Below are 205 nucleotides of genomic sequence, written 5' to 3'. Positions count from 1 at the left end.
CCGGCGCCCGGGGCCGAGCCCGGGAACGGCGAGCGGTGCTCCGGCGGGACCACGGGGATCCCGCTGGTGAGGGTGTCGCCCGAGACGTGGCCGCCGCCGGGCGACGGCTCGGGGGCGTGCACCTGCGGGGTCAGCACGGCGGTGTCGTCGGACATCCGCGGCGGACCGCCGGGACCCCCGCCGAACGCGCCGGGACCCTGCCCGC

Annotated in this window: 1 pseudogene; it reads right to left on the bottom strand. The window is 81.5% G+C overall.

Annotated features, from left to right (window positions below):
• A pseudogene (locus GT042_RS13115) lies at nucleotides 1-205 on the bottom strand (hypothetical protein); the annotation flags it as partial.

Origin of the sequence: Streptomyces sp. SID3212, assembly GCF_009865405.1 — a bacterium.
Taxonomy (GTDB): Bacteria; Actinomycetota; Actinomycetes; order Streptomycetales; family Streptomycetaceae; genus Streptomyces.
This window is presented reverse-complemented; position numbering and strand designations above follow the sequence as displayed.